The organism is Actinophytocola xanthii (genome assembly GCF_001921205.1).
GTDB lineage: Bacteria > Actinomycetota > Actinomycetes > Mycobacteriales > Pseudonocardiaceae > Actinophytocola > Actinophytocola xanthii.
Window position 1 is genome coordinate 67881 of sequence record NZ_MSIE01000034.1, and the last position, 26647, is coordinate 94527.

At 72.7% G+C, this 26647-nt stretch carries 26 protein-coding genes; 15 read left to right on the forward strand and 11 right to left on the reverse strand.

Annotated features, from left to right (window positions below; all coding sequences use genetic code 11):
• Positions 1 to 12: 12 nt before the first annotated feature.
• The gene (locus tag BU204_RS18970) at positions 13 to 1452 is read left to right on the forward strand and encodes an amidohydrolase (RefSeq protein ID WP_075127033.1); all 1440 of its coding nucleotides are present in this window, start codon (positions 13 to 15) and stop codon (positions 1450 to 1452) included.
• On the opposite strand, the gene BU204_RS18975 is transcribed toward BU204_RS18970, so the two are convergent.
• The 3 genes from BU204_RS18975 to BU204_RS18985 form a co-directional block, all read right to left on the reverse strand.
• Positions 1449 to 1949 carry a DinB family protein gene (locus tag BU204_RS18975; protein ID WP_075127034.1) on the reverse strand — a complete coding sequence of 167 codons (501 nt, stop codon included), beginning with the start codon at positions 1947 to 1949 and terminating at the stop codon, positions 1449 to 1451. The two genes, BU204_RS18970 and BU204_RS18975, sit on opposite strands and share 4 nt — an antisense overlap.
• A gap of 23 nt (positions 1950 to 1972) precedes the next feature.
• Positions 1973 to 3229, reverse strand: coding sequence for a pyroglutamyl peptidase (locus BU204_RS18980; protein WP_198942917.1), 1257 nt, complete (start codon positions 3227 to 3229; stop codon positions 1973 to 1975).
• A 74-nt stretch (positions 3230 to 3303) separates the two neighbouring features.
• A complete protein-coding gene (locus BU204_RS18985) occupies positions 3304 to 4356 on the reverse strand; it encodes a tartrate dehydrogenase (RefSeq protein WP_075127035.1) in 1053 nt (350 codons plus the stop codon).
• Between the two features lie 202 nt (positions 4357 to 4558).
• Here BU204_RS18985 and BU204_RS18990 point away from each other — a divergent pair, with 202 nt between their 5' ends.
• Genes BU204_RS18990 through BU204_RS19000 form a run of 3 tightly spaced genes read left to right on the forward strand, consistent with a single transcriptional unit; the run spans position 4559 to position 7287 of the window.
• On the forward strand, positions 4559 to 5407 hold the full coding sequence (locus BU204_RS18990; RefSeq protein WP_075127036.1) for a CPBP family intramembrane glutamic endopeptidase: 849 nt from the start codon (positions 4559 to 4561) through the stop codon (positions 5405 to 5407).
• A gap of 9 nt (positions 5408 to 5416) precedes the next feature.
• Positions 5417 to 6607 (forward strand): sensor histidine kinase, encoded by a 1191-nt coding sequence (locus BU204_RS18995; protein WP_075127037.1) that lies wholly within the window; start codon positions 5417 to 5419, stop codon positions 6605 to 6607.
• On the forward strand, positions 6604 to 7287 hold the full coding sequence (locus tag BU204_RS19000; RefSeq protein WP_075127038.1) for a response regulator: 684 nt from the start codon (positions 6604 to 6606) through the stop codon (positions 7285 to 7287). Before BU204_RS18995 ends, BU204_RS19000 begins: the two co-directional genes overlap by 4 nt.
• A 6-nt stretch (positions 7288 to 7293) precedes the next feature.
• On the opposite strand, the gene BU204_RS19005 is transcribed toward BU204_RS19000, so the two are convergent.
• From BU204_RS19005 to BU204_RS19020, 4 genes are all read right to left on the reverse strand, one after another.
• Positions 7294 to 8178, reverse strand: coding sequence for a LysR family transcriptional regulator (locus tag BU204_RS19005; RefSeq protein ID WP_075127039.1), 885 nt, complete (start codon positions 8176 to 8178; stop codon positions 7294 to 7296).
• A 7-nt stretch (positions 8179 to 8185) separates the two neighbouring features.
• Positions 8186 to 9562, reverse strand: coding sequence for a dihydrolipoyl dehydrogenase family protein (locus BU204_RS19010; protein WP_075127040.1), 1377 nt, complete (start codon positions 9560 to 9562; stop codon positions 8186 to 8188).
• Between the two features lie 131 nt (positions 9563 to 9693).
• On the reverse strand, positions 9694 to 10434 hold the full coding sequence (locus tag BU204_RS19015) for a M15 family metallopeptidase (RefSeq protein WP_075127041.1): 741 nt from the start codon (positions 10432 to 10434) through the stop codon (positions 9694 to 9696).
• A gap of 167 nt (positions 10435 to 10601) precedes the next feature.
• Positions 10602 to 12233, reverse strand: coding sequence for an acyl-CoA dehydrogenase family protein (locus BU204_RS19020; protein WP_075127042.1), 1632 nt, complete (start codon positions 12231 to 12233; stop codon positions 10602 to 10604).
• Positions 12234 to 12289: 56 nt separating this feature from the next.
• On the opposite strand from BU204_RS19020, the gene BU204_RS19025 reads away from it, so the two are divergent.
• The 4 genes from BU204_RS19025 to BU204_RS19040 are packed head-to-tail and all read left to right on the forward strand — an operon-like array spanning position 12290 to position 15226.
• Entirely contained in the window at positions 12290 to 13033 is a 744-nt protein-coding gene (locus BU204_RS19025; RefSeq protein ID WP_198942918.1) for a PaaX family transcriptional regulator C-terminal domain-containing protein, read from the forward strand.
• 59 nt (positions 13034 to 13092) lie between these two features.
• Complete coding sequence (locus tag BU204_RS19030; RefSeq protein ID WP_075127044.1) at positions 13093 to 13626, forward strand: SRPBCC family protein; 534 nt, start codon at positions 13093 to 13095, stop codon at positions 13624 to 13626.
• Positions 13623 to 14018: a YciI family protein gene (locus tag BU204_RS19035; protein ID WP_075127045.1), complete on the forward strand. Its 396-nt coding sequence runs from the start codon at positions 13623 to 13625 to the stop codon at positions 14016 to 14018. Before BU204_RS19030 ends, BU204_RS19035 begins: the two co-directional genes overlap by 4 nt.
• Positions 14015 to 15226 carry an RNA polymerase sigma factor gene (locus BU204_RS19040; RefSeq protein WP_075127046.1) on the forward strand — a complete coding sequence of 404 codons (1212 nt, stop codon included), beginning with the start codon at positions 14015 to 14017 and terminating at the stop codon, positions 15224 to 15226. Before BU204_RS19035 ends, BU204_RS19040 begins: the two co-directional genes overlap by 4 nt.
• On the opposite strand, the gene BU204_RS19045 is transcribed toward BU204_RS19040, so the two are convergent.
• Positions 15219 to 16067, reverse strand: a complete 849-nt coding sequence (locus BU204_RS19045) for a sigma-70 family RNA polymerase sigma factor (protein ID WP_075127047.1) — start codon at positions 16065 to 16067, stop codon at positions 15219 to 15221. The genes BU204_RS19040 and BU204_RS19045 overlap by 8 nt on opposite strands.
• Before the next feature lie 84 nt (positions 16068 to 16151).
• Here BU204_RS19045 and BU204_RS19050 point away from each other — a divergent pair, with 84 nt between their 5' ends.
• The 3 genes from BU204_RS19050 to BU204_RS19060 are packed head-to-tail and all read left to right on the forward strand — an operon-like array spanning position 16152 to position 19625.
• Entirely contained in the window at positions 16152 to 16493 is a 342-nt protein-coding gene (locus BU204_RS19050) for a VOC family protein (protein ID WP_075127048.1), read from the forward strand.
• Between the two features lie 52 nt (positions 16494 to 16545).
• Complete coding sequence (locus BU204_RS19055; RefSeq protein ID WP_075127049.1) at positions 16546 to 17280, forward strand: HAD family hydrolase; 735 nt, start codon at positions 16546 to 16548, stop codon at positions 17278 to 17280.
• Positions 17277 to 19625, forward strand: coding sequence for a glycoside hydrolase family 65 protein (locus BU204_RS19060; RefSeq protein WP_075127050.1), 2349 nt, complete (start codon positions 17277 to 17279; stop codon positions 19623 to 19625). The genes BU204_RS19055 and BU204_RS19060 overlap by 4 nt, the downstream gene beginning before the upstream one ends.
• On the opposite strand, the gene BU204_RS19065 is transcribed toward BU204_RS19060, so the two are convergent.
• Positions 19615 to 19869: a ribbon-helix-helix domain-containing protein gene (locus tag BU204_RS19065; protein WP_075127051.1), complete on the reverse strand. Its 255-nt coding sequence runs from the start codon at positions 19867 to 19869 to the stop codon at positions 19615 to 19617. The two genes, BU204_RS19060 and BU204_RS19065, sit on opposite strands and share 11 nt — an antisense overlap.
• A gap of 147 nt (positions 19870 to 20016) precedes the next feature.
• On the opposite strand from BU204_RS19065, the gene BU204_RS19070 reads away from it, so the two are divergent.
• Together BU204_RS19070 and BU204_RS19080 are read left to right on the forward strand one after the other, a co-directional pair.
• Complete coding sequence (locus BU204_RS19070) at positions 20017 to 20454, forward strand: hypothetical protein (protein WP_143229589.1); 438 nt, start codon at positions 20017 to 20019, stop codon at positions 20452 to 20454.
• Positions 20455 to 20787: 333 nt separating this feature from the next.
• The gene (locus BU204_RS19080) at positions 20788 to 21042 is read left to right on the forward strand and encodes a ribbon-helix-helix domain-containing protein (RefSeq protein WP_075127054.1); all 255 of its coding nucleotides are present in this window, start codon (positions 20788 to 20790) and stop codon (positions 21040 to 21042) included.
• A gap of 265 nt (positions 21043 to 21307) precedes the next feature.
• Here the strand turns inward: BU204_RS19080 and BU204_RS19085 are convergent, their stop codons facing one another.
• A complete protein-coding gene (locus BU204_RS19085; protein ID WP_075127100.1) occupies positions 21308 to 24280 on the reverse strand; it encodes a glycine--tRNA ligase in 2973 nt (990 codons plus the stop codon).
• A gap of 152 nt (positions 24281 to 24432) precedes the next feature.
• Between BU204_RS19085 and BU204_RS19090 the strand changes: the two genes are divergently transcribed.
• The gene (locus BU204_RS19090; protein WP_332888581.1) at positions 24433 to 25245 is read left to right on the forward strand and encodes an alpha/beta hydrolase; all 813 of its coding nucleotides are present in this window, start codon (positions 24433 to 24435) and stop codon (positions 25243 to 25245) included.
• Here BU204_RS19090 and BU204_RS19095 read toward each other — a convergent pair.
• On the reverse strand, positions 25230 to 25529 hold the full coding sequence (locus BU204_RS19095) for a WhiB family transcriptional regulator (protein WP_075127055.1): 300 nt from the start codon (positions 25527 to 25529) through the stop codon (positions 25230 to 25232). The two genes, BU204_RS19090 and BU204_RS19095, sit on opposite strands and share 16 nt — an antisense overlap.
• Positions 25530 to 25666: 137 nt before the next feature.
• Here BU204_RS19095 and ku point away from each other — a divergent pair, with 137 nt between their 5' ends.
• Complete coding sequence (ku, locus tag BU204_RS19100; RefSeq protein WP_075127102.1) at positions 25667 to 26641, forward strand: non-homologous end joining protein Ku; 975 nt, start codon at positions 25667 to 25669, stop codon at positions 26639 to 26641.
• The last annotated feature ends 6 nt before the right edge of the window (positions 26642 to 26647 follow it).

Consider the following 26647-nt stretch of genomic DNA (forward strand, 5'->3'; position numbering starts at 1 on the left):
CATGATGGGCACATGGCTCTCGTGCTGCACGACGTCACGCTCGGTCTGACCGGCCGACGCGCCACCGTCCGGGTCGAGGACGGCCGCGTCGCGGCCATCGAGCCGGTCGGCAGGACCGGCGACATCGACGGCCGGGGTGGGACGCTGCTGCCCGGTCTCGTCGACGCGCACGTCCACATGCTCCAGTGGGCCGCCACGCGGCGACGGATCTCGTTGGCCGGCGCCGGGTCCGCGGCGGACGCGGCGGCGATGGTGGCGGCCGCCGCGCCGCCCGGCGACGACCTGGTCCAAGGCGGAAACCTGCACGCCGGCCTCTGGCCTGACCGTCCACACAAGACTTTGCTGGACCGCGCCCTGCCCGGCCGGCCGGTCGCGTTGTTCAGCAACGACCTGCACTCGCTGTGGCTCAGTTCGGCCGCGCTGCGCCTGGTCGGGCTGGACCACCCGACCGGCGTGTTCATCGAGGACGAGTGCATGGCGCTGGCCGCGGCGCTGCCCGCTCCAGCGCTCGAGGTGTCCGACCGGTGGGTGCTCGAGGCGGCCGAGGCCGCGGCCGCCCGCGGCGTCACCACGATCGCCGACTACGAGTACTCGGACACGGTCGCGGACTGGACGAGGCGCTTCTCGGTCCGGCCGCCGGCGACGCGGATCCGGTGCGTGGTCGCGAAGTTCATGCTGGAGGAGACGATCGCGCTCGGTCGGCGCACCGGGCAGGTCGTCGCCGGCTCGGACGGGCTGCTGACCGTCGGCCCGCTGAAGCTGTTCGTGGACGGCTCACTCAACACGCGCACGGCCTACTGCCGCGACCACTACCCCGGCGCCGACGGCTACCACGGCGAGCTGCTGCTGCCACTGGAAGACCTGCTGCCGCTGGTCCACCGGGCCAGCGAGAACGGCATCGGCCTCGCCCTGCACGCGATCGGCGACCGCGCCAACACCGTCGCGCTCGACGCGTTCGCCGCGCTCGGGACCGGCGGGCGGATCGAGCACGCGCAGCTGCTGGACCCGGCCGACATCCCCCGCTTCGCCCGGCTCGGGGTGGTCGCCGGAGTCCAACCCGCACACGCCCCCGACGACCGCGACGTCGCCGACCGTCACTGGGCCGGCCGCACCCCCCACGCGTTCGCCTATGCCGCGCTGCTGGCCGCCGGCGCCCGCCTCGAGTTCGGCTCCGACGCACCGGTGTCCCCTTTGGACCCGTGGGACGCCGTCGCCTCCGCCGTCACCCGAACCGACGACGACCGCCCGCCGTGGCACCCCGAACAGGCCCTGTCGCTGGCCGACGCCCTGGCCGCGAGCACCGGCGGCACCACCACGGTCGAGGTCGGCGACCCGGCCGACCTCGTGCTGGTCGGCCGGGACCTGCGCGACCTGCCCCCGGACGAGCTCCGGGAGGTCCCGGTCACCGCGACCCTCCTGGCCGGCCGGCCGACGCACCTCGGCCCACCCTAGACGCCGACCACTCCGTCGATCCCCTCGCGGAGGAGGTCGGCGTGGCCGTTGTGCCGGGCGTACTCGTGGATGAGGTGCAGCATCACCAGCCGCAGCGACACCTCCTCGCCGGACCTGGCGTGGTGGCCGGTCACGTCGAGCGACTCGGCCTCGCGCTCGATCCGGCGCGCGTGCTCGACCTCCGCCTCCCAGGCGGCGAACGCCTCCGCGCGGCTCGCGTCCGCGGCCTCGTAGGCCACCTGGTAGTCCCCGTCCGCCGACCACACCAGCGGGAGGTCCTCGCCGGCGATGACCCGGCGGAACCAGGTGCGCTCCACCTCGGCCAGGTGCCGGACCAGCCCGAGCAGGCTCAGCGTCGACGGCGGCATCGACCGCCGGCGCAGGTCCTCGTCGGAGAGCCCGGCGCACTTCATGGCCAGCGTGGCGCGGTGGAAGTCGAGGAACGCCCGCAGCGTCTCCCGCTCCCCCGCCGTCAACGGAGGTCCGACTCGTTCCACCCGGACAGGTTAGGCGGGCACCCTCAGGTCGTCGTGCCGGCCACCACGACGAGCACCGAACGGACCTGGTCGACGATCGCGCGCTGGTTGGCCTCGAACACCGGATCGGTCAGCTCGGTTGTGTTTCCCTCGGCGAACTGCAGCACCGGAGTGTGCAGGTGACCGCCCGGGATGTCCAGGCCCAGCGCGTCGCGCAGCAGCGTCGTACGGTAGGCGATCTCGTTGGACAGGTAGTTCCCGCCGCCGCCGGCCCGGGCGGTGGACCCCGGCGTGGGACCGGCGGGACGGGTCACCGGTTCGGTCTGGCCGGCCGGGATCTCCACGACCGAGGTGTTGTCGAACACCGGGAACGGACCCGTCGGGGTGGCCACGATCTCCTGGTAGGGCAGCGTGGTCGGCACGAACTCGGGCGGCGGGGTCACGGTGGGCACGCTCGGCGGGATCGGGATGACGCCGGTGCTCGAGACGAGCTCGTTGTCCGGGAATCCGCCGCGCCAGCGGCCGTTGTGGCGTTCGACATCGAACCGGCCGACCCGCCCCTGGCTGACCGTGGTGAACGCGTCCACCCGGTCCAGCCAGGGCAAAAACGTGCGCTCGACGACGCCCTGCGCGAACGGGTCCCACAGGACGGGGAACATCGCGGTCTCGATCCGCGCCGGCCCGGCCGCGGTCTGGACCAGCGCGCCGTCCAGAGCGAGCGCCGACGCGCCGGACGGGTTGCTGCGGCGGATGTCGGCGTCGAGCTGGAACGGGTCGAAGCCGCTGACCAGGACACGGCGCACCCCGGAGGGGTAGCGGATCGAGTCCTGTCCGCGGGAGGACCGCTCCAGCACGGCGAGCAGCCGCGTCCGCTCGACCGCGCTCAGCCCAAACGAGGGGGTCCACTGGCGCAGGGCCCTGGTCAGCTGGAGCCGCGCCCAGTACAGCGGCCGGTCGTCGGTGACCGGCAGCGTTCCCGGTGGGAGCGCGCCGCGGGCGCGGGCCACCGCCGCCTCCCACAGCACCCGGCCCTGCGCGGCGACCGCGACCTCCGCCACGGCCCGGTTCGGCAGGGCGCACAGGGCGGGCGTGAACGCCGCCGCGAAGCGGTCGAAACCGCTGCGGGCCAGGATCTCCCCCGGTTGGGGTTGGCTCAGTCGCTGCTCCTCGACGGTCAGCGCGACGCCCGGGTCCGCACAGACCGGCGGTGCCGCGGGGGCGGCCAGGGCCGGCACGGCCGGCAACAGTGCGGCGGACATCCCTACCAGCACGACGAACAACCCGCGTAACGACACCTTCACGCCCGACTCCCTCGCTGCGTCCTCCGGTCCGCCCCCACCCTGTCGGGCGGAACCGGCGCAGGCAAGGGCTTGCCTCACAACCGGTCCAGCAGCTCCCGGGTGAACGACTCGGTGGTCGCCGTGCCGCCGAGGTCCGGCGTGCGCACGGCCGTGTTGCCGAGCACGTCCGCCATGGCCGAGCGGACCTCGGCGCTGGCCTCGGGGTGACCGAGGTGGTCCACCATCATCGCCGCCGACCAGATCGCGCCGAGCGGGTTGGCGACGCCTCGGCCGGCGATGTCGGGCGCGGAGCCGTGCACTGGCTCGAACATCGAGGGGAACTCCCGCTCGGGGTTGAGGTTGGCGGCCGGGGCGACGCCGATGCTGCCGGCGACCGCGGCGGCGAGGTCGGAGAGGATGTCCCCGAACAGGTTGGAGCCGACGATCACGTCGAACCGCGCCGGGTCCAGCACGATCTTCGCGACCAGCGCGTCGATGTGCTCCTGGTGCCAGCTCACCTCCGGGTGTCGTTCGCCGGCCTCCTCGACCAGCTCGTCCCAGAACGGCATCGTGTGCACGATTCCATTGGATTTCGTGGCCGAGGTGAGAACGCCGCGGCGGGTGGCCGCGAGCGAGAAGGCGTAGTCGAGGATGCGCGTGACGCCCGGCCGGGTGAACACGGCCTCCTGCACGGCCAGCTCGTCGGGGAAGCCGCGGCGGAAGCGCCCACCCACCTCCGAGTACTCCCCCTCGACGTTCTCCCGGACGACGACGAACTCCAGTCCCGGCTCGGCCGCGCGCACCGGGCTGGGCACGCCCGGCAGTACGGCGATCGGGCGGAGGTTGACGTACTGGTCGAACTGCCGGCGGATCGGAATGAGCAGGCCCCACAGCGAGACGTGGTCGGGCACGCCCGGCCAGCCGACCGCGCCGAGCAGGATGGCGTCGTGGTGGCGGATCCGGTCGAGCCCGTCGGCCGGCATCATGGCGCCCTCGCGCAGGTATCGCTCGCAGGACCAGTCGAACTCGTCGTACCGGAAGCGGATCCCGTGGCGGCGGCCGACCCGGTCGAGGACCGCTGTCGCCGGCGGCAGCACCTCGGCACCGATGCCGTCGCCGGGGATGAGCGCGATGCGGTGTTCGGTCATACCGGCCAGTGCAGCGGGTCCCCGGCGGCGCCGTCCAAGACCGGCTTCCTCGCCCGCCGATAGGGCAGGCCTATCGGCGGTGCGCATCCCCCGCGAGAGCTACCCCGGTCGTCCACCCGACGGGGATTTCTCCGCGCCCGCGGGCTCCTAGCGTTTCCCTCGGCCGTCCGGACCAGGCGGCCAGGACGGAGAGAGGACCTCGATGAGCACGACGGACAACGCGCGACCAGGACTGACGCACTCGGCGGTCGGCCGCTTCGGCCGCTCCCCGCTCGGCTGGCTGCTGGTCGGGGTGCTCGGGGTCGCCGCGGTGTCCGCGGTGACCTCGGGCGGCCCGCCGGTGCTGGCCGCCGTGGGCGCTGTCGCCGCTGTCGCCGTGTACTGGGCGGTCGTGCGGTTCGTGGCGCACCGGCCGACCCCGGAGATCGGCCGGGACAGGGCGGGGCGCAGGGCGTTGCTCGGTGGTGTCGTCGGCTTCGGGTTCATCGCAGTGTCGATGATCGCCGTCCTCTCGGAGTTCTCGTTCGCCCCGGGCACCGGTGACGCGGTGCCGGTCGTCGCGTCGATCCTGGCGGTGTCGCTCGGCGCGGCGGTGACCGAGGAGCTGCTGTTCCGCGGGCTGGCCCTGCAGGCGCTGGAACGGCTGTTCGGTAGCTGGGTCGCCCTGGCGACCACGGCGCTGCTGTTCGGCGCCCTGCACCTGGCCAACCCGGGCGCCACCGTCTGGAGCTCGCTCGCGATCGCCGTCGAGGCCGGCGTGCTGCTCGGCGCGGCGTTCCTCGTGACGCGCAGTCTCTGGTTCGTCGTCGGCCTGCACCTCGCCTGGAACGCGACCGTGGCGCTGCTCGGCCTGCCGGTCTCCGGCCACCCCTCCTCCGGCCTGCTGACCGCCACCCCGACCGGCCCGACCCTCGTCACCGGCGGCGACTTCGGGATCGAGGCCTCGGTCGTGCCGGTCGTCGTGGCCCTGCTGCTGGCCGTCCCGATGCTGGTCACCGCGCACCGGCGCGGCCGGCTGGTGCCCCGCCGCCGCCCTGCGGACGTGCCCTAGGCTCGGTCGGTGTTCGCCCGGACGGCCTCCCGCCTTCGGTCGGTCCTCGGCCGGTGGCGGGACCGGTCTCCGTCCACGAAGGACACCGCGCTGGCCTTGGCCGTGACCGGACTCGCGTTCGTGCCCACGCTGTCCCACCTCGGACCGGAGATCGGCGACCTGCCCCCGGGCCACACCGGCACCGGGGGCGCCGCAACGGGCGTGGCGCTGACCATGGCGCTGTGCCTGCCGCTGGCGGTGCGCACCCGGTGGCCGGATCTCTGCCTCGCGGTCGTCGGCGTCGCGTTCGCCGCCGACCAGGTGCTGGGCTACCCGGACACCGTCGGCAAGATCGGGCTCCTCCTCGCGCTCTACGCCGCGGGCGCTCACCTCGACCGGCACCGCCGGGTGGTCGCCGCGCTGGCCACGGCGGCCTACGTCGTGCTCGTGCTTGTCCTGCACGACCTCGGCTCCCCGCAGGGGCCGCCCGACTTCGTGGCCTTCTACCTGGTGCTGGTGGGGATATGGCTGGCTGGGGCCGGTGTGCGGAGGTGGCGCATGGAGGAGGCCGAGCGGCGGCGGTTGGCCGCGGAGGTGGCGGCGGCCGCCGAGCGGGCGCGGATCGCCCGCGACCTGCACGACGTGGTCACCCACCACGTCACGGCGATGGTCGTCCAGGCCGACGCCGCCCAGTTCCTGCTCGAGAGCGCGCCGGGGCGGGCCGGGGAAGGGCTCGGCGCGATCAGCGACACCGGTCGCCGGGCGCTGACCGAGCTGCGGTCGCTGCTGGGCATCCTGGAGGCGACGGGCTACTCCGCCCCCGCCGACCGCGAACCCACCCTGGGCAGGGTCGCCGACCTGGTCGAGCGCGCCCGGCTCTCCGGTCAACCGGTCGACTGGACCGAGGAGGGTGAGCGGCGGGCGTGGCCCGTCGATGTCGAGCTGGCCGTGTACCGGGTGGTGCAGGAGGCGCTCACCAACGCGCTCAAGTACGCGGCCGGGCAGCCGACCACCGTCCGGCTCCGCCACGCCGAGGAGCAGGTCGAGGTCGAGGTGGTCACCGAGGGGTCCACCGTCGACGCGACCACCCCGTCGGGTGGACGAGGGCTCGCCGGGTTGCGGGAGCGGGTCCGGATGCTCGGTGGTGAACTGGTGGCCGGCACCCGAGCCGAGGGCGGCTACGGCGTCCGTGCCCTGATCCCGTCCAGGAGTGCCCCATGACCGCGCCGACCCGGGTCCTGATCTGCGAGGACCAGGAGCTGGTCCGCACCGGCTACGTCACCATCCTCTCCGCCCAGCCGGACCTGGCCGTGGTCGGTGAGGCCGCGGACGGGCGGGCGGCGGTGGAGGCGGCACGGCGGCTGGAGCCGGACGTGGTCGTGATGGACATCCGCATGCCGCTCCTGGACGGCATCGAGGCGACCCGGCAGCTGGCCGGCCCCGGGGTCGAGTCGCCGCGCAAGGTGCTGGTGGTGACCACCTTCAACGTCGACGAGTACGTCTACGAGGCGCTGCGTGCCGGTGCCAGCGGGTTCCTGCTCAAGGACGCGCCACCGGCCGAGCTGGTCAACGGCATCCGGACGATCGCCCGCGGAGAGGCCCTGCTGGCACCGGCGGTCACCAGGACGCTCATCGGCCACTTCGCCGAGCGGCTGCGCCCCGCCGAGGATGCCAGCCCGGCTCGCGCGAACGTCGTGCGTTCGCTGACCGCTCGCGAGCTCGAGGTGTTCGAGCACGTCGCCGCGGGTCTTTCCAACGCCGAGATCGCCGCCGCACTGTTCGTCACCACCGAGACCGTGAAGACCTACGTGTCCCGCATCCTCACCAAGCTCGACCTCCGTGACCGCGTCCAGGTGGTCGTCCTCGCGCACCGGGTCGGCCTGGTCGCCTCGGTGGACTGAGCGTGCTCAGCCCGGCTCGCCCACGCCGGCCGTGGCCAGGAACCGGGCCGCCGCCGGGCTGAGCGCGCCGTTCCGGTGGACGAGGCACACGTGCAGCACCTCGTCGGAGGCCAGGTCGCGCACGACGGCGCCGGCGTCGGCGGCGAGCCCGCGCCAGGACTCGCTGAGCACCGCCACCCCCACCCCCGCGAGCACGAGCGGCAGCACGGCCTCCCGGTGCTCGACCTCCACCGCGACCCGCGCCCCCTCCGCCGCGGCGAGCACGGCGTCGGCGGCGCGGCGCATGCCGGTTCCCGGCTGGCCGACGATCAGCCGGCACCCGGCGAGGCTCTCCGGCGGTACCGGGTCCACCGCCGGCAGGTCGTCCTCGCGCCCGGCGACGAGGACGAACCGCTGGGTGCCCAGCGGCCACGCGGCGATGCCGGCCACCGCGGGCCGCTCCGCCGCACCGAGCACGCCGAGCTCCGCCGTGCCCACCCGCACCGCCTCGAGCACCTCGGCCGGCGTCGCCGCCGCCCGCACGACGATCTCGACCAGGGGGTACTCCGTGGCGAACCGGCTGATCATCCCGGTCAGCGGACGCACCGCCTGGGAGGGCATCGAGGACAGGAGCAGCCGCCCGCCGCGCAGCCCGCCCACGGCGGCGACCGTCGACCTGGCCAGCCGCAGCCCCCGCAGCACGTCCCGGGCCGGCCCGACCAGCGACTCCCCCGCCGAGGTGAGCACCAGCCGCCGCCCGGTCCGGTGGAAGAGCTCGGTTCCGAGGTCGCGCTCGAGCCCGCGCAGGGCCTGGGAGACCGACGGCTGGGCCACGAACAGCTCCCTGGCCGCGCCGTGCACGCTGCCGTGGTCGACAACCGCGAGGAAGTACCGCAGCTGGCGAACGTCCATCGGGTGGTCAGGCGAGGCGGCTGAGCGCGTCCTCGATCGCCCGGTGGAAGGTGGGGTAGGCGTAGATCATCTGGGCGAGCCGCCTGGTCGGCACCTCGGCGTGCACCGCGACCACCAGGGCGCCGAGCACCTCGCCGCCGTTGGGGCCGGCCGAGGTCGCGCCGACCAGCACGCCGCGCTCGGCGTCCTCGACCAGCTTGATGAACCCCTCGTTGCCGAACTTGTGCACGAACCCGCGCGAGGAGGCCGAGAGCTGGGAGACGCCGACCCGGACCGACAGCCCGCGCTCCCGGGCCGCCGCCTCGCTGAGCCCGACCGAGCCGATCTCCGGGTCGGTGAAGGTCACCCGGGGCACCGCCCGGTAGTCGGCGGTCTCGGCGTCGGGCTCCTCGAGGATGTCCGCCGCCGCGATCCTCGCCTGGTACATCGACATGTGCGTGAACGCCCCCTGGCCGGTGATGTCGCCGATCGCCCACAGGCCGTCCGCGGCACGCATCCGCTCGTCGGTGTGCACACCGCGCGCGTTCTCGGGCAGCCCGACCGCGCCCACGCCCAGGGCCGCCATGTCGGTGCTCCGGCCGGCCGCCACCAGCAGCCGGTCGGCGGCCAGCGCCTCGCCGTTGTCCAGCTTGATGGCGAACTGCCCGGACTCGTACCGCACCATCGCGGCCGACAGCCCGGTTCGCACGGCGATCCCCTCCGCCTCGAACCGCGCCGCCAGCAGCTCGCCGGCCTCCGGCTCGTCTGCCGGCAGCAGGCGGTCCGCGTGCTGGACGACGGTCACCGCGCTGCCGAACCGGGAGAACACCTGCGCTAGCTCGCAGCCGACCGGCCCGCCGCCCAGCACGACCAGCGAGGCCGGCACCTCTTCCACGGCCACCGCGTCCCGGTTGGTCCAGTACGGCGTCTCGACCAGGCCGTCGATCGCCGGCACCGCCGGATCGGTGCCGGTGTTCAGCACGATGCCGCGCCGCGCGGTGAAGACCTGCTCGCCTTCCGAAGTAGACACGGTGACCTCACGGGGTGCGGTGATCCGCCCGCGGCCGCGGACGAACCGCCCGCCGGCGTCGGTGAACCTGTTCACCGCGACCGTGTCGTCCCAGTTGTCGGTCGCCTCGTCGCGGATCCGCCGCGCCACCGGCCGCCAGTCCGGGGCGACCTGGGCCGAGCCGGCGAGCGCGTCCACCCGGCGTGCCTCGCCGAGCGCGTCAGTGGCCCGGATCATGATCTTGGTGGGGATGCAGGCGTAGTACGGGCACTCGCCACCGACCAGGCGCGCGTCCACACCCACCACGGACAGGCCGGCCCGGGCCAGTCGGGCGCCCACGTCCTCACCACCCGGCCCCATCCCGATGACGACGACATCCACCTCGGTACCCGGCATATCGACTCCCAGCAGATCGTGTGTGCGTGCACAGCACAGCACGTCCCGCCGAGCAACGCACCGGGGGGAGGCGGAACACAGCGGGCCCGCACCGTCTCGGTGCGGGCCCGCTGGTCACTGCTCCGACCGGGTCAGCAGTTCGGCGCGCTCCAGCTCTGGCTGGACTTGTTGCCGACGTGGACGTGGTCGTTGTGGCCCGGGTAGCCGGGGCCGAGGAGCTCCTCGAACCCCGCGGACTTGCCCGCGTTCCACATCTGGCACTGCGAGGGGGCGCTGGACAGGCCCAGGTCGACCCCCTGGCCGGACATGTGCAGGCTGGTCGACGAGCCGCCGACCGAGGAGTTGCACGACACGCTGCGGAAGCCCGAGGTGATCACCAGCGCCCGGTCGCCGAGCTTGTGCCGCATGGCCTCCAGCTGCCACATGATGCGCCGGATGTTCTCCCGCGCCGTCGCAGCCGACACCCTGCCGCCGTTGAAGTTGTTCGCACCGCAGTTGTCGTCGAACTCGCCGTAGGCGAAGTGGATCGGCGTGCAGTCGTCGTCCTGCAGCTCGTAGATCTTGTTGAACGTCTGCGGACCGGCGATGCCGTCGGCGCCCAGGCCGTAGCCGGCCTGGAACCGGCGGACGGCGTTCGCCGTGGCCGGACCGTACTGCCCGTCGAGGCTGAGGGACTCTCCGGAGGCCACCCAGCCGGCCACGCGAATCTGGAGCTGGGTGACGTCGGCACCGCTGGCGCCCTGCTGGAGGGTGCGGTTCCAGGTGAAGCATCCGTCGGCGGCCGCGGTCGCGGGGGCCAGCACACCCACCGTGACCGAGCCGGTGATCGCGAGTAACACCGCCGACAGAAGGGAAACAAGACGTCTGCGCATAACGCCTCCAATTGTGCGACGGTGCAGGGGAGGTTCCCGTCGCCGCGGAGATCGTGACAGTGCACAACGCGATAAGTCAATGAATTGTTGGAGAATTTCCTTCCTTGATCGTGGCAAGCTTCACCGTTGCTCTTTAGGACCGTCCAGGCCGGGGCATGCGCCGCCGGTCAGGCCACTCCGGTCCGCCGGATGATCGCCGCCGCGTCCACACCGGACGGCAGGGTGCCGAACGCGACACCCCAGTCGCCGTCGAGCCGGGAAGCGCAGAAGGCGTCGGCGACGGCCTGGTCCCCGTGCCGGACGAGCAGCGATCCCTGGAGTACCAACGCCAACCGTTCGACCAGCCGCCGCGCTTCGGCCTGGGCGGCGGCGGGATCGGACAGTCCACTGAGATCCTTCCGCAGGCGGGCGACCGCGTCGTCGAGCCGGCGGTCGGCCCCCGTCGCCTCACTGACCTCGTCGAAGAACGCCTCGGTGCCGACCGAGCCCATCGCGCGCAGCACGTCCAGCGCCGCGACGTTGCCCGAGCCCTCCCAGATCGAGATGAGCGGGGCCTCCCGGTAGAGGCGGGGCATGCCGGACTCCTCCACGTAGCCGTTGCCGCCGAGGCACTCCAGCGCCTCCGCCGCGTGGGCCGAGGTCCGCTTGCACACCCAGTACTTGCCGACGGCGAGCCCCAGCCGACGGAAGGCCGCCTCCCGCTCGTCGCCGGCGACGGCGCGGTCGGTGGCGCCGGCCAGGCGCATGGCCAGCGTCGTGGCCGCCTCCGACTCCACGGCCAGGTCGGCCAGGACGTTGCCCATCAGCGGGGTGTCGATCAGGTGGTCGCCGAAGGCGGTGCGGTGGACCGCGTGGTGCACCGCCTGCACGAGCGCGGCCCGCATTCCGGCGGCCCCGGCGATCACGCAGTCCAGCCTGGTCGTGTTGACCATCTGGATGATCGTGCGCACCCCCCGGCCCTCCTCGCCGACCGGCCAGGCGAGCGCCTCGTCGTACTCGACCTCCGAGGAGGCGTTCGAGCGGTTGCCCAGCTTGTCCTTGAGCCGCTGGAGGTGCATCCGGTTGCGGGTGCCGTCGGGCAGCACCCTCGGGAGCAGGAAGCAGGTCAGCCCGCCCGGCGCCTGCGCGAGCACGAGGAACAGGTCGCCCATCGGCGCCGAGGTGAACCACTTGTGCCCGGTGAGCGAGTAGCTGCCGTCGGACTGGGGCACCGCGCGGGTGGTGTTCGCCCGGACGTCGGACCCGCCCTGCTTCTCGGTCATCGACATGCCGGCGGTGAGCCCACGCTTGCTGTCGGGGACGCGCGAGCCCGGGTCGTAGACCGGCGCCGCCAGCAGCGGCTCGAACCGCTCGGCCAGGGCCGGGGCGTGCCGCAGGGCGGGGACAACCGCGTAGGTCATCGAGATCGGGCAGCCGTGGCCGGCCTCGACCTGGCCCCAGGCGTAGAACTTGGCGGCCCGCGCCACATGCGCCCCGGCCCGCGCGTCCCGCCAGGGCGCGCCGTGCATGCCGTACCCGACGGCGACGGTCATCAGCTCGTGGTAGGCGGGGTGGTACTCGACCTCGTCGATCCGGTTGCCGAACCGGTCGTGGGTGCGCAGGACCGGTTCGTTCTCGTTGGCCAGCCGCGCCCACTCCTGGGCACGCGCGGTGCCGGCCAGCCGGCCCACCTCGTGCACCGACTCCTCGGCCCAGCCCGCCCCCTCCCGACGCAGGCCCTCGAGCAGGGCCGCGTCCTCGGCGACGTCGTGGTCGAGCAGCGGCGGAACCTGGTTGGTCACAGCGTGCGTAGCCGGCATGCCAGCCATGTTACGTTTTCCAAACACGCGACACTAGAGATGTAAGGAAGATGGTCGTGCCCCTGCCCGAGCTGCCCGGCCTGCGGCCGCTGACCGCCCGCTCGGTGGTGCTGAGCACGCTGCTCGGCGCGCACCCACCGCGGCTGCCCGCGCGGAGCCTGGTGCGGGCGGGCGAGCTGTTCGAGATCGCCGAGGGGACGGTCCGGGTCGCGCTGTCGCGCATGGTCGCCGCCGGGGACCTGCGGCACGTGGACGGGGACTACGAGCTCAGCGACCGCCTCGTGCGCCGCCAGACCCGGCAGGACCAGAGCCGCTCCCCCGCAGTGCGGCCCTGGTCCGGGGACTGGGAGATCGCGGTCGTGACCGCCGACCGGCGCACGCCCACCGACCGCGCGGCCTTCCGCCAGACCATGGCCGCGCTGCGGCTGGCCGAGGCGCGGGAGGGCACGTGGCTGCGGCCGGCGAACCTGGACCGACCGTTGGAGCTCCCCTGCCTGGTCCTGCTGGGCAGGCCCACCACCGACCCGGCCGAGCTGGCCGCGTCCCTGTGGAACCTGCCGGCCTGGGCCGACGGCGCCCGCCGGCTGCACGCCGCCCTCGACCGCGCGGAGGACCTCGCGGCCGGCTTCATGGTGTCGGCGGCCGTGCTGCGTCACCTGGTCGCCGACCCGCTGCTGCCCGAGCCGCTGCTGCCGCCGGACTGGCCGGGTGGGCGGCTGCGTGCCCGCTACGAGCAGTTCGACCGGACCTTCCAGACGGTGCTGCGCGACCGCCTCGGCGTCGCCGTCCCCCGCGTGTAGAGCGCCGGCCGCCGGCTCCGTCCTCCGGGTGACGCGTTCCCGTCGACGGAGGAGGAGACATGACCGAACTGGCGGACACCGTGACCGGTACCCAGGTGTCGGTGGCGCTGCTGGTGGACCTGCCGGCCGACCGGCTGTGGGAGCTGGTGACCGACGTGGGCCGGTACGGCGAGTGGAGCCCGGAGTGCGTGGGCACCGAGTGGCTCGCGGACGCGGGCGGCCGTCCACCCCGGCTCGGGGACCGGTTCGTCGGCCACAACCGGCTCGGCCCGCCCGGGGACCTGGTCGAGTCCAGCGTGGTGTGCGTGGTGACCCACGCGACCGCGCCGCGGAGCTTCGGCTACGCGGTACTGGACGGCCACGGTCGACCCGCGTCCCTGTGGCGGTTCGAGCTCACGCCGGCCGACCGACCGGACCAGACCCGGCTGTGGCACGGTTTCGAGCACGGCCCCGGGGAGACCTGGGGACGGCTGCGGGCGGCCGACGCCCCTGCCGAGTGGGCGCAGCGGCTGGTCCAGCTGCGCCGGAACATGACCACGACGCTGGCCGCGATGCTGGCGGGCGTGAGCCACCGGGAGGTGCGGACGGCATGAGGTACCTGCTGCTCATCTACACGAACGCGGAGAACTGGGAGCACCCGATCTTCCTGCGCGACCCGCGGTTCCTGGCCCTTCCCCAGGCCGAGCGCGACGAGCTGGTCCGGCAGACAGAGGCCCTCCACAAGGAGATCATGTCCTCCGGCGAGCTCGTCGCCGACGCCGCGCTCGCCGCACCCGCGGCGGCCAGGTCGGTCCGGACGCGTGACGGCGCGCCGGTCAGCACCGACGGCCCCTACGTCGAGGCGAAGGAGCAGCTGGCCGGGTTCGTCATGGTCGACTGCGAGACCCCGGAACGAGCCGCCGAGATCGCCTCCCGCTTCCCCGACGCCCGGTTCTCCGCCGTGGAGGTGCGCCCGGTCATGGACGACCTCGGCCAGGAGATGTGACCACCCGCGGGGAGGTCGAGGACCTGCTGCGCCGACTCGCGCCGCGGGTCCTCGCCGCGCTCGTCCGCCGGTACGACAACGTCGAGACCGCCGAGGACGCCGTCCAGGAGGCCCTGCTCGCCGCCGCGGACCGGTGGCCGGAGCAGGGCCTGCCGGACCGCCCGGACGCGTGGCTGATCACCGTCGCCGCCCGCCGGCTGGTGGACCAGCTGCGCAGCGAGCGAGCCGCGCGGCGCCGGGAGGCGGCCGCACTGCCGCCCACCGAGCCGCTGGACCCGCCGGCCGACGACCCGCCCCAGCACGACGACACGCTCCGCCTGCTACTGCTCTGCTGTCATCCCGCGCTCACCCCTTCCTCGCAGGTCGCTCTCACACTGCGCGCGGTCGGCGGCCTGACCACGGCCGAGATCGCCCGCGCCTTCCTGGTGCCGGAGGCCACGATGGCCCAGCGGATCAGCCGTGCCAAACAACGCCTCCGGGACAGCGGCGCCCGGTTCGACACCCCGCCGGACCCGGCGCGCCTCCCCGCGGTGCTGCACGTGCTCTACCTCGTCTTCAACGAGGGCTACACCGCGACCTCGGGCGCGGCCCTGCACCGCGGCTCCATGACCCGGGACGCCCTCCGACTCACCCGCATGCTGCACCGGCTGCTGCCCGAGGACGGCGAGGTCACCGGCCTGCTCGCCCTCATGCTGCTCACCGAGGCCCGCCGACCGGCCCGGACCCGCGCCGACGGTTCACTCGTCCCGCTGGCCGAGCAGGACCGCTCGCTGTGGCGGCGCGAACAGCTCGACGAGGGCATCGCGCTGGTCCGCCGGACCCTGGCCACCGCCCGGGTGGGGCCCTACCTGCTCCAGGCCGCGATCGCCGCCGTGCACGCCGAGGCCGTGCACCCCGAGGACACGGACTGGCCTCAAATCGTCGCGCTGTACCAGCTGCTCGCCGAGCTCGACCCGAACCCGGTCGTCACGCTCAACCAGGCGGTGGCGGTGGCGATGGCCGACGGGCCCGAGGCGGGGCTGGCGCTGCTCGCGCCCCTCGACGAGCGGCTGGCCCGCCACCACCGGCTGCACGCGGTCCGCGGCCACCTGCTCGAGCTCGCCGGGGACCACGAGCGGGCCGAGGTCTGCTACCGCACGGCCGCGCGGCTGACCACGAGCCTGCCCGAGCAGCACTACCTCAACGAACGCGCCGATCGGCTCAGATGAACTCCACCTCCATCTCGGCCATACGGTCGGGTGCGGCGACCAGCTCGATGCCGGTGATCCTGTCCTCGACGAACGTGAAGACGAAGACCACTTTCGGCGTGCCGCCCGGCCCCCACACCACACCCGGCACGCCGCCGAGTAACGCAGCTCGGCCACCTCTGGCACGGCCGGCGAAGGTTCTCGCCACGGCGGCCGCGCCGCGCACCTCCGGCTCGGCGCCGGCGGCGACGGTCACCGCGTCGGCCCTGAGCACGACCGACGGGTCGAGCAGCGCGACCAACCCGACCAGGTCACCGCCCCGGGAGGCGGCGAGGAACGCCGCGACGATCGAACGCTGGCGTGCGTGGTCGGCAGCCGGCTCCGGCGCTCCGCGCACCCGGCGCCTGGCCCGGCTCGCCAGCTGCCGGACGGCCGCGGTGGACCGCCCGACGACCGCGGCGATGTCGTCGAACGGGACCCCGAACGTGTCGTGCAGGACGAACGCCACCCGCTCGGCCGGCGCGAGCGTGTCCAGCACGACCAGCAGCGCCGGCCCGACCGCGTCCGCGAGCAGCACCTCCGCCTCCGGATCCGTCCCACCCGGTGCGTTGGGCGGCGGGTGGACCCCGTGCGGCTCCTCCCGGCGCGCCCGCCGGGTGCGCAGCATGTCCAGCGCCACCCGGCCGACGACCGTGGTCAGCCAGGCGCTCAGGTTCGCCACCCCGCTCATGTCGGTCCGGCTGACCCGCAGCCAGGCCTCCTGGACGGCGTCATCGGCCTCGGGCACCGACCCGAGCATCCGATAGGCCACCGCACGCAGGTGTTGCCGGTCCGCTTCGAACCGTTCGGCCAGCCCCTCCATCGCCCCAGTCACATCCTTCCTTCGGGAACCGTCGAAGCACTGACGGTCGGCGACACCGCCGATGTGACACATCAGGAGGAAGTCATGACCAACGGCATCCGCACCACCATCTACCCCGTCACCGACATTCAGGCCGCCAAGGCGCTGTTCACCACGCTGCTCGGGGCCCGGCCCGCCGTGGACGAGCCGTACTACGTCCATTTCGACCTCGGTGGACAGGAGGTCGGGCTCGACCCGAAGGGCCGGGCCAAGGGCATGACCGGCCCGACCACCTACTGGCACGTGGACGACATCGCCGCGGTCAGGGAGGAGCTGCTCGCCGCCGGTGCCGAGCCGGCCGAGGACGTGCGCGACGTCGGCAACGGGCGGCTGGTGGCCAGCGTCAGGGACGGCGACGGCAACCTCATCGGCCTCTTACAGCCCTGAGGCCGGGCGCGCTCATCACGTGCCGCGCGCCCGTCTTGGGTAGCGTGCGGGTGTGATCGGGTTGCCAGACCACGTGACAGCATGCTTGTTCGACCTCGACGGGGTGCTCACCGGCACCGCCGCGCTGCATCGCGCGGCATGGAAGGAGGCGTTCGACGCCTTCCTGAGGCAGCGCGACGGCGCGGCCTTCCGGGAGTTCACCGAGGCGGACTACAACAGCTTCGTCGACGGCCGCCCCCGTTTCGACGGGGTCCGGGCCTTCCTCGCCTCCCGCGGCATCACGCTGCCCGAGGGGAGCCCGGACGCGCCGCCGTCCAACGACACCGTCCAGGGGGTGGGTAACCAGAAGAACCAGCGGGTGCAGGAGATCATCGCCGAGCGCGGTGTCTCCCCCTATCCCGGCTCGGTGCGCTACCTGGAGGCGGCGCGGAAGGCAGGGCTGCGGATCGCGGTGGTGACCTCCTCGGCGAACGGAGCGTCGGTGCTCGACGCCGCGGACCTGACGAAGTTCGTCGAGGCACGGATCGACGGTGTCGTGATCGCGGAGCGGGGCCTGTCCGGCAAGCCGGCGCCGGACAGCTTCCTCGCCGGCGCGGAGGCTCTCGGGGTGGAGCCGAGCCAGGCGGCGGTGTTCGAGGACGCGCTGTCGGGGGTCCAGGCGGGACGGGCCGGGCGGTTCGGCTACGTGGTCGGGGTGGACCGGGCCGGGCAGGCGGACGCGCTACGGCAGCAGGGCGCGGACGTCGTGGTCACCGACCTGGCCCAGCTGCTCGAGGAGCAGGCATGAACGAGCACGGCTTCCAGGTCGCACCGTGGGACCTGCGCTGGAACAGCCTCGACCTGCCCGCGCTCGAGCAGACCGAGTCGATCTTCGCGCTGTCCAACGGGCACATCGGGATCCGCGGCAGCCTCGAGGAGGGTGAGCCGACCGTCCTGCCCGGCACCTATCTCAACGGCTTCTACGAGCAGCACCAGCTCCCCTACGCCGAGGGCGGCTACGGCTACCCCGAGGACGGGCAGACGGTGGTCAACGTCACCGACGGCAAGATCATCCGGCTGCTGGTGCAGGACGAACCGCTGGACATGCGCTACGGACGGGCGCTCGAGCACCACCGCACGCTCGACTTCCGGTCCGGCACCCTGCGCCGCGACACGGTCTGGGAGTCGCCGACGGGGCGCCGGGTCCGGGTGCGCAGTGAGCGGCTGGTCTCGTTCACCCAGCGCTCGGTCGTGGCGATCCGGTACGAGGTCGAGCCGCTGGACGGCAACGTGCAGCTGGTCGTGCAGTCCGACCTGCTGGCCAACGAGCCGATCGAGTCGGCGAGCAAGGACCCGCGGGTCGCGGCGACGCTGAAGGACCCACTGGTCAGCGAGGACGCCTTCGCCGAGGGCATGCGCGCGGTGCTGGTGCACGGGACCAGGCACTCCAAGCTGCGGGTGGCCGCGGCGATGGACCACGAGCTGACCACAGACGACGGTCTGCGCACCGAGATCCACGCGGAGGAGGACCTCGCCCGGCTCACCGCCGCCGTCGACGTGCCGCTGGGCTCGCGGTTACGAGTAGTCAAGTACCTCGGCTACGGCTGGTCGGCCCGCCGGTCCGCGCCGGCACTGCGGGCCCAGGTGGACGCCGCGCTGGCCGGTGCCATCCAGACCGGGTGGGACGGTCTGCTCGCCGAGCAGCGCCGGTTCCTCGACGACTTCTGGGACAGCGCCGACATCGTGGTCGAGGGCGACGCCGAGCTCCAGCAGGCAGTCCGCTTCGCACTGTTCCACGTGGTCCAGGCCGGGGCCCGCGGCGAGAGCAGGGCGATCCCGGCCAAGGGGCTGACCGGACCGGGCTACGACGGACACTCCTTCTGGGACACCGAGACGTTCGTGCTGCCGGTGCTCACCTACACGATGCCCGAGTCCGCACGGGACGCGTTGCGCTGGCGACACAGCACAGTGGACAAGGCCAAGGAACGCGCCGCGGCGCTGGGGTTGGGCGGCGCGGCCTTCCCGTGGCGCTCGATCAACGGCGCGGAGTGCTCGGCGTACTGGCCGGCCGGTACCGCGGCGTTCCACGTCGCCGCCGACGTCGCGGACGCGGTGGGGCGCTACCTCGGAGCCACCGGAGACGAGGACTTCGAACGGGAGAGCGCCACCGAGCTGCTGGTGGAGACGGCGCGGTTGTGGATGTCGCTCGGGCACCACGACCTGCACGGCGGGTTCCGGATCGACGGCGTGACCGGTCCGGACGAGTACTCGGCCGTGGTGGACAACAACGTCTACACCAACCTCATGGCGCAGCGGAACCTGCGCGAGGCGGCCACGGTGTGCCGTCGACAGCGCGAGGTCGCCGCCGAGCTCGGGGTGAGCGACGAGGAGGTGGACTCCTGGCTCGCGGCGGCCGAGAAGATGGTGGTGCCCTACGACCCGGTGCTCGAGGTGCACCCGCAGTCGGAGCGGTTCACCGAGCACGCGGAGTGGGACTTCGAGGGGACGCCCGCGGAGCACTATCCGCTGCTGCTGCACTACCCCTACTTCGACCTGTACCGCAAGCAGGTGGTCAAGCAGGCGGACCTGGTGTTCGCGATGTACCTGCGTGGTGACGCCTTCACTCCCGAGCAGAAGGCACGCAACGTCGCCTACTACGAGGAGCGGACGGTTCGGGACTCGTCACTCTCGGCGTGTCCGCAGGCAGTCATGGCGGCCGAGGTCGGGCACCTCGACCTCGCCTACGACTACTTCGCCGAGGCCGCTCTGACCGACCTGCACGACCTGCACCACAACGTGCGCAACGGGCTGCACATCGCCTCGCTCGCCGGCGCCTGGATCGTGGCCGTCGCCGGGTTCGGCGGGATGCGTGACCACGACCGGTCGCTGGGCTTCGCGCCGCGGCTGCCCCCGGCCCTGTCCCGGCTCGCCTTCCGGATGGTCTACCGGGGCAGCAGGTTCGCCGTCGACGTCTCCCGGACCGAGGCGACCTACAGCCTGCTGTCCGGCGACCCGCTGACGGTGACCCATCACGGCGAGGAGATCACCATCGCGGAGGACCCCCTGCGGATGAAGATCCCGCCCCTGGCCGAGCCGGAACCGGTCCGGCAGCCGGCCGGACGCGCGCCGGTGCGGCGCCGCCCTACAGAATGACGATCTCGCGGATGCCGCCCGGACCCGCCACCGTGAGCTGCTCGCCATTCTGGCGGGCGGCCCGGTAGACGAAGTCGCCGTAGCCGACGAGTCGGCGCAGCGCCTCGGTGAGGGTGACCCCCTCGCGCTTGATCACGTTGTCCAGCGCCCGGACGGTGTCGGGCGATATGGCGACGTTGATCCGCTTCGGTTCGGTGCAGGCCGGGCTCTGCTGAGCGGCGGCATCCGGGTGATGACCCGACATGACCACATCCTCTTCCTCGCTCGCCTCAGTTTGACACGCTTTATACATAGATTCAACACGTACATACCACGAAATCAACATTGCTCGCGTGGAACATCCGCGTTAAGCTGGGCGGGAGAACGATCGCCACGCGTCTTCGGAGCGCCGATGAGAGCCCCACACCCCCGCATGCTCCGCCGGCTGAGGCGGCGCGGACCCGTGGGCGGGCTGGACACCACTCGCGAGGGCTCCGCCGCCGAGGGTCAGCGGGTGGCAGTCTGCGGCGAGGACCTTGACCTGCACGCGCAGCAGGCGGAGATCGAAGCGCGCTCGGCCGCGCGCCGACACTTCCTCCGGATGCAGACCTGGATCCTGCTGGGCGTGGGTTCATTGATCGTCCTGACGATCTTCGTCCTGGTGCTCGGCCTGTGGGTGGACGCGATCAGCAGCTCCTTCGCGACCGAACTGGCGCGAACGACCCTGCCGATCCTGCTCGGCGCGGCGGCGACGATCGTCGGTGCCTTCTTCGGGGTCGGCTCGGGCCTGAACCCCGGCAGCGGGTTCGAGAGCTCCCGGCAGCGCAGGCGCCGCCGGGATCAGGAGTGATCTCGAGGTACCAGCAGGATCAGCGGGGTGTCCTGCACGGAGTCCGCCCAGTCGAACCACGTACCGTCGAGCGGTTCGACGCTGCTGTGCACAGGTTCTTCGTACAGGTCACCTTCCAGGTGCCACCGTTCCACGTGCCCGCGGTACGCGGCTTCACTGGTGTCCGGCATCGTACGTCGCCCCTTAGTCGGGTTATCTGCGAGGATAACGCGCTGCAGACAGAGTGACAACACTACGTAAGTGTCGATTATGTGTAGAGTGTGTGTTGCAAACGCACCGACAGCCCACCTACACTTAACCCGATTGCCCCAACCTCACTTACGGGATGTGACCATGACGGCCAAGGGCGCACGCACCGACTCCGCCACAGGTACTCAACGCGCGGAGCCCAAGCGAATCAACGTCGCGGTATCCCCCGACACCGTGCGCGCCCTGGAGAACGTCATCGAGCGCGAGGGCGTCACGCTCACCGAAGCGCTCCGCCGCCTGATCGGCTACGGCGACTTCGTCTACCGGGCCGTCCGGGAGAACAACGAGCAACTGATGGTCAAGGGCGAGGAGTCGACCCGCGAAGTGGTCATCCTCTGAGGACTCCGGGAGACCGCTCCCCCGTGTCAGCTCCCGGCACGTACAGCGACCATCCGAACCACCGGTAAGGCGGGCCGAACATCACCGCCACATAACGCACGCAGTTCCGTACAGCACCGCGCGACCACCCATGCCGAACCGCCCGCCGAACGTCCACACAAGACGCTGGTGGGACCGGAAACCATCACGGCGCGCCGCACAGCCGACCAGCCCCCCGAGCCGGCGCGGGACCACCAGTCAACCAGCGCATTCAGCCGCAGCGGCGCTACTGGGTGCCCAGGGCCTGCCAGTCCAGCGTCGGCGCGGCCAGGTCGCGGATCGTCGCGAGGAGGCCCAGGCGTGCGGCCCGCACCTCCGGGTCCTCCGCCATCACCAGGATCTCGTCGAAGAACGTGTTGATCGGCTCGGTCAGGGCCGAGGCCACGTCCGCGAAGTGGGCCAGCGAGTGCGGGCCGGCACCCAGCGAGTCAGCCACCTTCACCAGGGCCTGGTGCAGGGCCACCTCGGCCGGTTCGGTGAGTCGCGCCGTGTCGTAGCTGGGCGCGGTGTCGGCCGGCACGATGCGGCGCACCCGCTGCAGGGCCGCCGCCAGCGCGGCGAACTCCTCGTTCCCCTGCCGCGACTCGATCTCGGCCAGGGTCTCCGCGGCGGTCGCGGGGGGCAGGGCCAGGACCGCGGCCACATGGCGGTGGTCGTGGCCGGCGTCCAGCAGCTGCTGCTCCTGACGCCGCGTGATGAACTCGGCCGCCTCCGCCAGCGTCGCCTCCGCCACCTCGATCCCCTGCGCCCGCACGTGCTGGGCGGCCGCCGCGAGGCCGCGCTCGAACGTGATCTCGCGCAGCGACGGATGTGCCCGCAGGATCGTGATCACCCCGGACGCCGCGCGGCGCAGGCCGAACGGATCCGAGCTGCCGGTCGGCGCCGCACCCACCGCGAACAGGCCGACCAGCATGTCGAAGCGGTCGGCCAGGGCGAGCACCGCGCCGGGCACGGTCGCGGGCGCGGCGTCGCCGGCGGAACGGGGGCGTTCCATGTCGAACAGGGCCTGGGCCACCTCGGGGGTCTCCCCCGCGCGGACGGCGTACTCCCTGGCCATCACCCCGGCCAGGCTGGTCAGCTCGATCACCATCTGCGAGCCGAGGTCGAACTTCGCCAGCACCGCGGCGCGGTCCAGCGTCGCGCGGTCCGCGCTGCTCAGGGCGCTGCCCAGGTTCCCGGCAACCGCGGCGATCCGGGCGGCCCGGTCGGCCATCGAACCCAGCCGCTCCTCGAACGCGAGCCGCGCGAGACCCGACTTCATCGCCTCCGGCGCGACCTGCAGGTCCGCCCGCCAGAAGAAGCTCGCGTCCTCGTACCGCGCGCGCAGCACCGCCTCGTTCCCGGCGCGCACGGCGTCCGCCGCGCACGAGCCGTTGGCCACGGCGACGAAGTGCGGCAGCAGGTTGCCCTCGGCGTCGCGCACCGGGACGTACCGCTGGTGCTTGCGCATCACCGTGGTCAGGATCTCCTGCGGCAGGTCCAGATACGACGGCGCGAAGCCGCCGAGGATCGCGTTCGGCTCCTCGACCAGGTTGGTGATCTCGTCGAGCAGCGCGGCCTCCCCTTCGACGTCGATCCTGCCGCCGACGGACTCCGCCAGCGCCGTGGCGGCGCTGACGATCGTCGCGCGGCGCGCGGACGGCGAGGCGACGATCCCGTGCGAGGCCAGGAAGTCCAGGTAGCCGGACGCGGAGGGCACCTCCACGACCGGGGACTCCGCGGTGCGGTGCACCCGCGTCGTCCGGCCCGCCGCCAGCGACGACGCCACCACCGGCACCACCTCGGAGCCGAGCAGCGCGACCAGCCACCGCACCGGACGGGTGAACGACAGTTTCGGGTCGTTCCACCGCATGTTCTTGTCCGCGCGCAGCTCGGCCACCAGCGAGCCGAGCACCTCCGCGAGCACCTCGACCGCACCGCGCCCGGCGTCGGTCCGCGTCACGCCGACGTGCTCGACACCGTCCACCTCGACCCGCTCCAGCGCCGACACCTCGACGCCCTGGCCCCGGGCGAAACCGGCCGCGGCCTTCGTCGGGTTGCCGTCCGCGTCGAAGGCCGCCGACACGCGCGGCCCGCGCACGAACCGCTCGGCGTCCGGCTCGCGCGGCGCCACCTCCTCGACCACGACGACGATCCGCCGCGGCGTCGCGTGCACCTCCACCGCGCCGTGCTCGAGCCGGGTGCCGGCGAGCTTCGCGGTCAGCGCCTCCCGGACCGCGCGGGCCGACCGGGTCACCTCCCCCGGCGGCAGCTCCTCGGTGCCGATCTCGAACAGCAGCGGCGCGGCCGCGGACACCTCGGGCAGCGACTCCGCAGGTGCGGCGGCGGACAGCGCCGGGGTGAGCCCGAGCGGATGGCCGAGCTCCTCGCGCCGCTGCGCCCAGAGCGCGGAGACCTCGCGGGCCAGCGCGCGCATCCGCGCGAAGGCGCGGGCGCGCTCGGTGGTCGAGACGGCACCGCGGGCGTCGAGGACGTTGAACGTGTGCGAGCACTTGAGCACGTGCACGTGCGCCGGGACCGGCAGCCGGGCGTCGAGCAGGCGCCGCGCCTCGGCCGCGTAGTCCTCGAACAGCCGACGCTGGGTGTCCACGTCGGCGTCGTCGAGGTAGAAGCGGCTCATCTCGTACTCGGCCTGGCCGAACGCCTCACCGTAGGAGATGCCGGGCGCGTACTGGATGTCCTTGAAGTGGCTCACGCCCTGCAGGGCCATGATGATGCGCTCGACGCCGTAGGTGATCTCCACCGACACCGGGTCCAGGCTCATCCCGCCGGCCTGCTGGAAGTAGGTGAACTGGGTGATCTCCAGCCCGTCCAGCCACACCTCCCAGCCCAGGCCCCACGAGCCGGTGGCCGGGTTGGCCCAGTTGTCCTCGACGAACCGGATGTCGTGCGCGTGGATGTCGATGCCCAGCGCCTCCAGGCTCGCCAGGTACTGCTCCTGGGGGTCGCCCGGGTCGGGCTTGAGGATCACCTGGAACTGGGTGTGGGTCTGCAGCCGGTTCGGGTTCTCGCCGTAGCGGCTGTCGTCCGGGCGCACGCTGGGTTCGACGTAGGCCACCCGCCAGGGCTCCGGCCCGAGCACACGCAGGATCGTGGCGGGGTTGAGCGTTCCGGCGCCGACCTCGGTGTTGAACGGCTGCACGATCATGCAACCGCGGTCGGTCCAGTATCGGGTCAACGCCAGCAACGCGTCCTGCATGGTCAGCACCTGACAACCCTAATCTCCGCGGTCGTCGGGCGAGCCGACGGGCGCCCGGGAGCCATACGATGGTCGTCGTGACCGCACGCCCCAGCCCCGGGAGCGCGGCCACGACGACCGACCGACCCCGCCGCCCAAGGCACACTCGACGAGTGCTGGTCCAGGTGCTCGTCGGGATCGTGCTGCTCGTCGTCGTCGTACTGACGTTGGCCTACGTCTTCCAACGCCGGCTCATCTACCTGCCCACGGGTGGTCCGGTTCCGCCGGCCGCCCAGGTGCTCGCCGGGGCGCGGGACGTTGAGCTGCACACGCGCGACGGGCTCACCCTCGCCGCCTGGTACGTCCCCGCCAGGGGCACCGACACCGGCGTCTCGGTCCTGGTGGCCTCCGGCAACGGCGGCAACCGGACGATGCGGGCGCCGCTGGCCGCCGCGCTGGCCGACCGGGGCATGTCGGTGCTGCTGATCGACTACCGCGGGTACGGGGGCAACCCGGGCAGCCCGTCGGAGGAGGGCCTGGCGCTGGACGCGCGGGCCGGTCTCGACCGGCTCCGGGCGCTCGGCGCGGAGAAGATCATGTACTTCGGGGAGAGCCTGGGCTCGGCGGTCGTCGCGGAGCTCGCGACCGAGCACCCTCCCTGCGCCGGGATGCTGCTGCGCTCACCGTTCAGCGAACTCGCCGACACCGCGCGGGAGCATTACCCGTTCCTGCCGGTGCGGTTGCTGCTCAAGGACCGGTTCCGGGTCGTCGACCACGTCCGGCGCACGGCCGCGCCGGTCACGGTGGTCATCGGAACGGAGGACGAGGTCGTCCCCCCGTGGCAGAGCCGGGCCGTGGCGGAGGCTGCGGCTGGGCCGGTCACCACCATCGAGATGCCCGGTGTGGGTCACAACGACCCCGAGCTCCTCGACGGCCCCCGACTGGTCGACGCCGCGGCCCGGCTCGCACGTCAGGCGACGTGCTGACCGCGCCGCTTGCGGTGCTGGTACGCGGCACGCCGCTCGCTCTCGTCGAGCCCGCCCCAGATGCCGTAGGGCTCGTGCACGGTCAGCGCGTGGTGACGGCATTCGACGATGACGGGGCAGGTGCGGCAGATTTCCTTGGCGCGCTCGATGCGCTCCTCGCGAGCCTGGCCGCGCTCGGCCCGCGGGTGGAAGAACATATCGCTGTTCTGGCCTCGGCAGGCTCCGAGCCGCTGCCAGTCCCAGGTCTCCGAGATGGGACCCGGCAACCTCGACACGTCAACCATGGGTGCTCCTCTGTCATCGCGCTTGGCCGTGCGCACGGGTGGTACCCAGGTGTATGGGATGGCAAACACGACTGGTGCTCGGTTCCTGTAACGCGTCATGATGATCCGGTACGAGCGGTGACCGGGAGGCGATGACAGTGGCACGACCGATCTGGAGCGGGGCGATCAACTTCGGTCTGGTCACCATCCCGGTGGAGCTGTACAGCGCGACCGAGGACCACACGATCAGCTTCCGTCAGTTCGAGCGGGGCACGTCGGACCGGATCCGGTACAAGCGGATCAACGAGCGGACCGGCAAGGAGGTCGCGTTCTCCGACATCGTCAAGGGCGCCGACCTCGGCGGCGGCGAGTACGTGATCATCGAGCCGGAGGAGCTGGAGGCGATCGCCCCGGGCCGGTCGCGGACCATCGACATCAACTCGTTCGTCGAGCTGGACGACATCGATCCGATCCATTTCCAGAAGACCTACTGGCTGGCGCCGGCCAAGGAGGAGTACGGCCGGTCCTACTCGCTGCTGCTGCAGGCGATGGAGAAGACCAACCGGGCCGGGATCGCCTCGTTCGTGATGCGCGGTAAGGAGTACCTGACCGCGGTGCGTGCCGGCGACGGGCTGCTGGTGCTCAACACCCTGCTCTTCCCCGAGGACATCCGCGACCCGGCCAAGGAGCTCAAGTCCGTCCCGGAGGTCACCACGGCCCGGGGCAAGGAGCTCGACATGGCGGTCAACCTGATCGAGTCGATGACCGACGAGTGGCGCCCCGAGGACTACCACGACACCTACACCCAGCAGGTCGAGAAGCTCATCGAGGACAAGCGCGAGGGCCGCGAGATCGTCGCGGAGACCGAACCGAGCGAGCCGACGAAGGTGGTCGACCTGTTCGAGGCGCTCTCGCGCAGCGTCGAGAGCCGCAAGCAGCGCCGCGACGGGGGTGAGGAGGCCGCGCCGGCCCGGGCGAGCAAGGCCGCCGGGGCGGAGGACCTCGACGACCTCAGCAAGGCCGACCTGGACAAGCTCGCCCGCGAGCTCGACATCAAGGGCCGCTCCAAGATGAGCCGGGACGAGCTGGCCACGGCGGTCGCCGACGCCCGCCGCAAGGCCGGGGCCGCCTGAGCGATC